The sequence below is a fragment of the Fibrobacter sp. UWH1 genome, from assembly GCF_002210365.1.
Taxonomy (GTDB): Bacteria; Fibrobacterota; Fibrobacteria; order Fibrobacterales; family Fibrobacteraceae; genus Fibrobacter.
Map to the genome: position 1 here is coordinate 1 of NZ_MWQG01000070.1, position 6,745 is coordinate 6,745.

Sequence of the window (6,745 nt, forward strand, 5' to 3'; positions counted from 1 at the left end):
TTGCGGGAATGAAAATCCCGAGTCCTGGGCCACTAGACGATGGAGGCGTTTAGGTAGGCCAAATATAGGTTAGATTTTTAATCTTGTAAAGGGTGTAAGGCAAAAAAAGTTAATTTTTCTCTGTGTTTTTGAAAAATTGGTTAAAAAAGTCTCTTTTTAGGGGTATTTTGAAGTTTTTGCCGGTGGCCTTGCTTGCCAGCGGTGCCGACGCTGCCGTCCTCTGGGGGATCCGTGCCTTTATGGATATCCTCTCGGGGGAGGGCCCCATGCCCCTTTATGGATGGGTGGGCCTGATGTTGGGTCTGACTTTTTTACGCCTGATATTCCTGACCTTGAAAATCCGAGTTTCCGAGAGCTGGGTTTTTGCGGCGGGCGCTCGTATCATGGGCTGGTTCCTTCACCGTTTGCGCTTGCTCCATCCGCGGAATTTCCATACCTCTGCCGGAAACCTCTTGGTGGAATCCGCTTATGAGTCGACGCTGGTTCTTCAGAATAATGGGGCGGTTCTTTTTCAGGGGGCTCAGGCGGTGTTGCAGCTGGCGGTGTTCTTGCCGGTGTTGCTGTACATTTCCTGGCCGCTGACCTTGTTCCTTTTCGCGGTGGTGGTTCCGGTGGTGGGCGCCCTTCAGCGGAAACTTCATAAGCTTGGGCCTGTGGAGGAAAATCTGCTTCGCGACCGTTCGCGGTTCCGGGGCGACCTGACTCTTGCCCGCCGCCTCTTTTTGCAGTGGAGTTCCCGCCGGGAGCGTACGCTTTTGTCTGACGAACTTTTGCAGCAGAACCGCCATTTGCGAAATGACGGACTGGCTGCGGGCCTGCGGAAAAATGGACTTTCGCTGGTGGCGGAATCGGTGTCGGTGGTGGCCATGGTCCTGGTCCTGGGTTTTTGCGCGGTGCTGATTCGCTGCGGGTGGATGAATGGCTCCGGTTTGGTGCTGTTCTGCTCGGCGGTCTTGCTCAGTTACAAGCCTGTAAAGGAATGCGCCCGGGTGCTGCCCCAATTCCGGTCTGCGGTAAGCGCCTTGAAAATCCTGGAAGAATTTGAAAAGGCCGAAATCAGGAGTTCTGATTTTGGTGGACGTGGTGCGGGTTCCGCAAATGGTTATAGCCCTGACGGGCTGTTCGTGAAGAATGGTTCGTTTAAGTACGCTGGTTCGGAACGTCCGGTTTTTGCGGGCTTGAATCTGGAATGGTCCCGTTCGAAGCCGGTTCTTGTCCGTGGAAAAAATGGGATAGGGAAGTCGACGCTCTTGCGGTTGCTTGCGGGCCTGGAAAGCTGGGATGCTGAAGGTGCCGCAGACGGGATTTGTTCGTCGTTGCCGGTTGCCGCAAATGCCGTATTTTTTGTGGCTCAGGATTTGGAGTTGCCTCCCCGACGCTTGCTCCGCGGAATTTTGGAAAGTTTGAAGCAGGGGGCCGCGGGCTCTGTTGGGGTCGCCGCTGCGGAAGGTTCGTCTGCAACCGCTGCGGGTTGTGGGTTTAGCGTTGCGGGCTGCCGCGAACTTTTCGCTTTCGCGGAAAATTTCGGGATCCTTCCGCTGGTAGAAAAGCAGGGGCTTTCAGGCGGCGAGCGTTCCCGCGTGGCCTTGCTGTGGGCTCTCGCTTCGGACTGCGATACGGTCCTTCTGGATGAACCTTTTGCGTCCATCGCCTTGGCGGATCGGGAGCCGTTGTTGGCTGCGTTCCTGCAGGCGGCTGCCGCTCTTGACAAGTGGGTAGTGATCGTAAGTCACGACGTACTTTCTCCCGAAATGGAAGGCCGCTTCAGTATCGTGAACTTTGATGGCGCGGGGGAACGATGAAAATTCTTTATGCCTATCGCGGCTGGATTCTTGGGGCCATGGCGGGAACCATGCTGGCCTTGCCGGGAATGCCCATATCGGACGATTGGTTTGATATGTTGCCGCTGCCAACCCTTTGCTTGATTGCCTTCGTGCTCTTGCGTGTGCAGGCCCGCCGCATCATCGGGGAACATACCCGCGGATTTTCTCACGATGCGGACCGACTTGTAACGGAAGGCGTGTACTCCCGCATTCGCCACCCGCTGTACTTGTCTAACGCCGGGGTCGGTTACGCTTTCGTGGTGTTGCATTTTGGATTCGCCCTGGTGGCCTTGGCTTTTGTGGTGGCACTTTTTGCTTTTGAATATTTGTTATCGCGGATGGAAGACCGCTACCTGGAAAATCGGTTCGGCGAAGAATGGCGAACCTGGGCCGCAGAGACGCCTGCCTTTTTCCCGCGGTTAAGTGGTTCGGGTGTGGGCCCTTCAGTTGGCGGACAGCCTGCGACTGCTCGCGAAGGTTCCGCAACGGGTTCGGCTGAACGTTCCGCGAAGTCCCCTGCCCGTCGTTCTTTTGCGGCGGCCTTTAAGGCGGACACGTCTACGTGGCTCTGGCTGCTGGTGATGATTGCGGTCGTTGTTGGACGCAAGTTCCTGGGATAGTCGGATGAAGTTTTCCTTGACGGCCCGAATTGCTTTGTGGTTTGCCCGAGTTTGTCTGCGCCTGGTTGCCCGCGGGGGCACCTGTGTTCCTGCGTTAGACCGCAAGTACAAATTGCGGGAGCGGTTGGACGGCCCCTGGTGCGAAAGTCCGAAGGACCTGGCTTCGCCAACGAGCGGCTCGCAGTACGAACGTCCGAAAATTTCAAAACGTCTTTGGCTTCACGGAGCGAGTCTCGGAGAGTGCAAGATGTTGCTTTCGGTGGCTCGAGCCCTGAAGGCGGACTGGCCTTCCTGTGACGGTGAATGCCCTGAGATTTTGCTGACGACTCAAAAGGCGGAGGCACTAGAAACTTTGCGGAATAAGGCTGCAGGTGTTTGTCGTGTCGCCATGTCGCCTGCAGATTTGCCCGATACCCTGGAGCGATTCTTGAAGGAAGTGAATCCAGCGGCTCTTGTGCTTGGCGAAAACGAACTGTGGCCTGGCTATGTGGAGGCGATGAACCGCCATTGCAAAAAGCCGGCGGTGGCTCTTGTTTCTGGGCGGGTCCGTAAGCTGGCGCCCGGTGTGAGCCTCGATGACCTTGGCTTTGTGACTCTGCAATCTGACGGTGGAAACTGGAAATTGCTGGACTGGACCCGCGACGTAACCGCCCCGAAATCGTCTGCTGGTGAATTTGCGGCTCCAAAAGACAATCCCTTAATTGACGTCGCCTTGGTTTCTTTTCATAAGGAAGAACTTGCCGCTTTCGGTGCACTGGTTTCTGCTGCGGCGTCTGCAGGTAAGTCTGTTGTTCTCGCTCCCCGACGTCTCGAAGAAGCGGAACTTTTCCGCGAATTCCTCCTTTCCCAAAAAAAGATAGCGCTTGATTGGCCTGCGGTCCAGAAAGGTTCCGTCACCATCGTGAACCGATTCGGCCTAGTTCCTGAAATCCTCCGGTCATGTGGGGTGGCCGTGGTGGGCGGCTCGTTCGTGGCGAATCCTGGTATTCATGATTTTTGGGAACCGCTGAGAGAGGGTGTCAAAACTTTTGTAGGTCCGTTTTCAAAAGGCGCGGAAGAGGCTGTTTCTGATTTGGTGTCCCGTGGCGTGGTGGCCCGGATTTCTTGTGCGGGGGATGTGGGCTCGGATTGGTGGAATGTTGCTCTTGACCCCGCAGTTGCTCAGGCCTGTCTTCAAGAGGAACGGGAAAAAATTCTAAATTCTTATGAACGGTTGCTGAAGTTCCTTTTGGCGACCGTATAAGGAACCTGCATCATGAAAAAAGTGATTCTCGCAACTCCCAGAGGCTTCTGCGCCGGCGTTGACCGCGCCATCCATGTGGTGGAAAAGGCTATTGAAAAATTTGGTACGCCTATCTATGTGCGTCACGAAATCGTGCACAACAAGTTCGTGGTGGATACCCTCAAGTCCAAGGGTGTTGTTTTTGTAGATGAGCTGGATGAAGTGCCGGCAGGTTCCGTGGTGATCTTTTCTGCCCATGGTGTTGCCGAAGAAATTTACGCCGATGCCGAAAAGCGTGGACTTCAGGTGCTGGATGCCACGTGCCCTCTGGTTCTCAAGGTCCACCTGAGTGCCAAGCGTCATTTCTCTGCAGGCCGTCATATTATCATGATCGGTCATGCGGGTCATGCCGAAGTGATCGGTACTTTGGGGCAGCTGCCGGAAGGTGCCATTACGCTGGTCCGTAACGAGGCTGACGTGGCGACGGTGGATGTTCCCGAAAATAAGGAATTGGCCTACATTACCCAGACGACCCTGTCTGTTGCCGAAACCCGCGAAATTATCAAGGCCCTCAAGACCCGTTTCCCGGAAATTATCGGCCCGGACGCTGGTGACCTCTGCTATGCGACCGGCAATCGTCAGGCCGCTGTGCTTGACCTGTGCCAGAAAGTAGATATGCTTTTGGTGGTTGGCGCCAAGAATTCCTCCAATTCCAGCCGTCTGATGGAACTGGGTTTGGAACAGGGAATCAGGAGCCATCTGATTGCCTCTGTAAACGACCTGGAGCTGGAATGGTTCGATGGCGTTGAATCTGTGGGTATTTCCAGCGGTGCCAGCGCTCCCGAAGTGCTGGTTCAGGAAGTGGTGGACTGGATTAAGGAAAAATTTAGTGGCGTCGAAATCGAGAATTTCGTGAAATTGGTGGAATCTACCAAATTCAACTTGCCTAAGGCGCTACAAGATTAACGAAGATGATAAAATTAACCTTGACGGAATCCCAATTATTTTCTACAATTGGCTTCTGTTATAAACAACGGAGTTTTTTATGAGCCGCATTTGTGAAGTTACCGGCAAAGCCGGTCTCGTGGGCAACATGGTTTCCCACTCTAACCGCAAGAAGTTGATGAAGCAGCTGCCGAACCTTCAGACCAAGCGTTTCTACATTGCTGAAGAAGACCGCTGGGTTTCTCTCCGCGTTTCCAACGCTGGTCTCCGCACTATCAATAAGCGCGGTATCCTGGCTGTTGCTCGCGAACTCGGCATCTAATTCTATTTCTTGTAGAGTTTAGACTTTTAAGTCCGCCTAATGGATGAATAATCTGTTAGGTGGTCTTTTCTGTATTTAGACGATTGTTAGCAATCTGTTGATAGAATTGAATGTCGGACCTGGTGCCGGCGTTCATCCCTTATAGATCAAGGGCTCCGCAGGGTTGTTGTTTTCGAGCCTGCTTGTGGATATTGTGAAAAAGAAGCTGGATAGTTCGACTATCCAGCTTCTTTTTTAAAGTCAGCCTAGTTGCCCGTAAGGCGGACTGCTTTGCTAGTTCCCTACTTGTTCAGGAACTGGGGTACGCCCTTGTACTTTTCGATGTTCTTCAGGATGGTGGCCATTTCCCAGTCCTTTTCCTTGAAACGGCGGCGGAGCAGGGCCACGAAGACTTCCATGAGCATCAGGCAGTCGTAAACGGCGCGGTGCATCTTGTCGGACTCGATCTTCATGTTGATTTCGTCGCGGCGCTGGAAACCGGCGGCCAGAATGCCCAACTTGTGGGAGGGGCTTTCGGGGAGGATTGCCTTGGAGATGGCCAAGCTATCGACGATGGGGTTGCCCGGAATAATCTGGGGGTTCTTCTGGTAAGCCACGCGGAGGAAGCTGGCGTCGAAGTTTGCGTTATGGGCGATAAGGATGGAAGACTGTCCGCAGAAGGCGGTGAACTTCTTGATGGCTTCGCCGACGGCCGGGGCGTCCTGGACGTCCTTGTCGTAAATGTGGTTCACGTTGGAAGCTTCGGCGGGAATCAGCATGTTGGGCTTGACGAAAGTCTCGAATTCCTTTTCCAGCTTGGGGACGACGCGTCCCTTTTCTACCGTGACCGTGAACTTTACGGCACCGATTTCGATAATTTCATCTTTCTGGTTGTTAAGGCCAGTTGTTTCCAAGTCAAACGCAACAAATTTAGGCGGCATTAAAATCACTTTTTTACCTATTTTCCTTTAAAAATTACTTGGTCGGATTATTTTCGGTACAAAGATACTTAATTTCGATGTCAATTGATGACAACGGCAGCGGGAGGATGAAATTATCCCATGTTTTTAACATAAAATGAGCCCCGTAATGGGGTTGAATATGCCAAAGAGGGGTGCCGCTAGCCTTAGAGAGCCAGATGGAGCCGGACTTGACCTTGTGGGCGGGGCCTTTGGGGCCGTCCAATGCCATGCCGGTGAAGCCGCCCTGTTTCATGGAATCCAATAGGTGCCGCACGTTGGTGGCGCCTCGGGTGTCGGAGCCTCGGGTGACTTTGTAGCCGAGACGTCGTGCGGTTTCGGCGAAGAAAGCCCCGTCGTCGGATTGGGAGACCAAAACGTGAACGCCCCGATCCTTGAAAGCGGCGGTGCTGGCGAGCAAATCCTGGTGCCAGAGTCCCAGAACGCCAGGGCCGAAATCTGCTGGGGTTCGCAGACGGATGCGGAGGCTGCGGATCCACAGGGCGGCTAGCCATGACGCGGCGCGGACTTTCAGGGTGGCTTTGTTCATGGCGCAAAAAATAAAAAAATCAAAAAAATTAGAGAATACCCCTTGAAAGGTTTTGTTTTTTTATCTATATTGTGGTTCACTTTGGCGACGTACCCAAGTTGGTAAGGGGCGAGTCTGCAAAACTCTTATTCATCAGTTCGAGTCTGATCGTTGCCTCTAAAAGTAAAGAAAGATCTCTCGGAAGAGAGGTCTTTTTTTATATAAAAACTATTGATATAAAAATATAGGGATGGACGTCAGGTGTAGAACCGCAGACTTTAAAAAGGAATGGGCGAATTTAAGTCGCCAAGTAAATTTGTTTAACTTGCCTAGAAATATACTCTAA

At 53.0% G+C, this 6,745-nt stretch carries 7 protein-coding genes and 1 tRNA gene; 6 read left to right on the forward strand and 2 right to left on the reverse strand.

All coding sequences use genetic code 11. The features are described from left to right. Positions 1-167: 167 nt before the first annotated feature. The 5 genes from B7992_RS15785 to rpmB all read left to right on the forward strand — a co-directional run bounded on the left by B7992_RS15785 (position 168) and on the right by rpmB (position 4,932). Positions 168-1,802 carry an ATP-binding cassette domain-containing protein gene (locus B7992_RS15785; RefSeq protein ID WP_254917745.1) on the forward strand — a complete coding sequence of 545 codons (1,635 nt, stop codon included), beginning with the start codon at positions 168-170 and terminating at the stop codon, positions 1,800-1,802. Further along, the gene (locus tag B7992_RS15790; protein ID WP_073285314.1) at positions 1,799-2,443 is read left to right on the forward strand and encodes an isoprenylcysteine carboxylmethyltransferase family protein; all 645 of its coding nucleotides are present in this window, start codon (positions 1,799-1,801) and stop codon (positions 2,441-2,443) included. The genes B7992_RS15785 and B7992_RS15790 overlap by 4 nt, the downstream gene beginning before the upstream one ends. Positions 2,444-2,447: 4 nt before the next feature. Next, entirely contained in the window at positions 2,448-3,686 is a 1,239-nt protein-coding gene (locus B7992_RS15795; RefSeq protein WP_088666775.1) for a 3-deoxy-D-manno-octulosonic acid transferase, read from the forward strand. Between the two features lie 12 nt (positions 3,687-3,698). Beyond that, on the forward strand, positions 3,699-4,631 hold the full coding sequence (ispH, locus tag B7992_RS15800) for a 4-hydroxy-3-methylbut-2-enyl diphosphate reductase (RefSeq protein ID WP_088666776.1): 933 nt from the start codon (positions 3,699-3,701) through the stop codon (positions 4,629-4,631). A 79-nt stretch (positions 4,632-4,710) separates the two neighbouring features. Continuing rightward, positions 4,711-4,932 (forward strand): 50S ribosomal protein L28, encoded by a 222-nt coding sequence (gene rpmB, locus B7992_RS15805; RefSeq protein WP_073158872.1) that lies wholly within the window; start codon positions 4,711-4,713, stop codon positions 4,930-4,932. Positions 4,933-5,213: 281 nt separating this feature from the next. On the opposite strand, the gene B7992_RS15810 is transcribed toward rpmB, so the two are convergent. Both B7992_RS15810 and B7992_RS15815 read right to left on the reverse strand, forming a co-directional pair. After that, positions 5,214-5,852 carry a PolC-type DNA polymerase III gene (locus B7992_RS15810; protein ID WP_249269459.1) on the reverse strand — a complete coding sequence of 213 codons (639 nt, stop codon included), beginning with the start codon at positions 5,850-5,852 and terminating at the stop codon, positions 5,214-5,216. Positions 5,853-5,886: 34 nt separating this feature from the next. Then, entirely contained in the window at positions 5,887-6,420 is a 534-nt protein-coding gene (locus B7992_RS15815; protein WP_254917746.1) for a lysophospholipid acyltransferase family protein, read from the reverse strand. 83 nt (positions 6,421-6,503) lie between these two features. Between B7992_RS15815 and B7992_RS15820 the strand changes: the two genes are divergently transcribed. Continuing rightward, positions 6,504-6,576 (forward strand) — tRNA-Cys (locus B7992_RS15820). Positions 6,577-6,745: the final 169 nt, after the last annotated feature.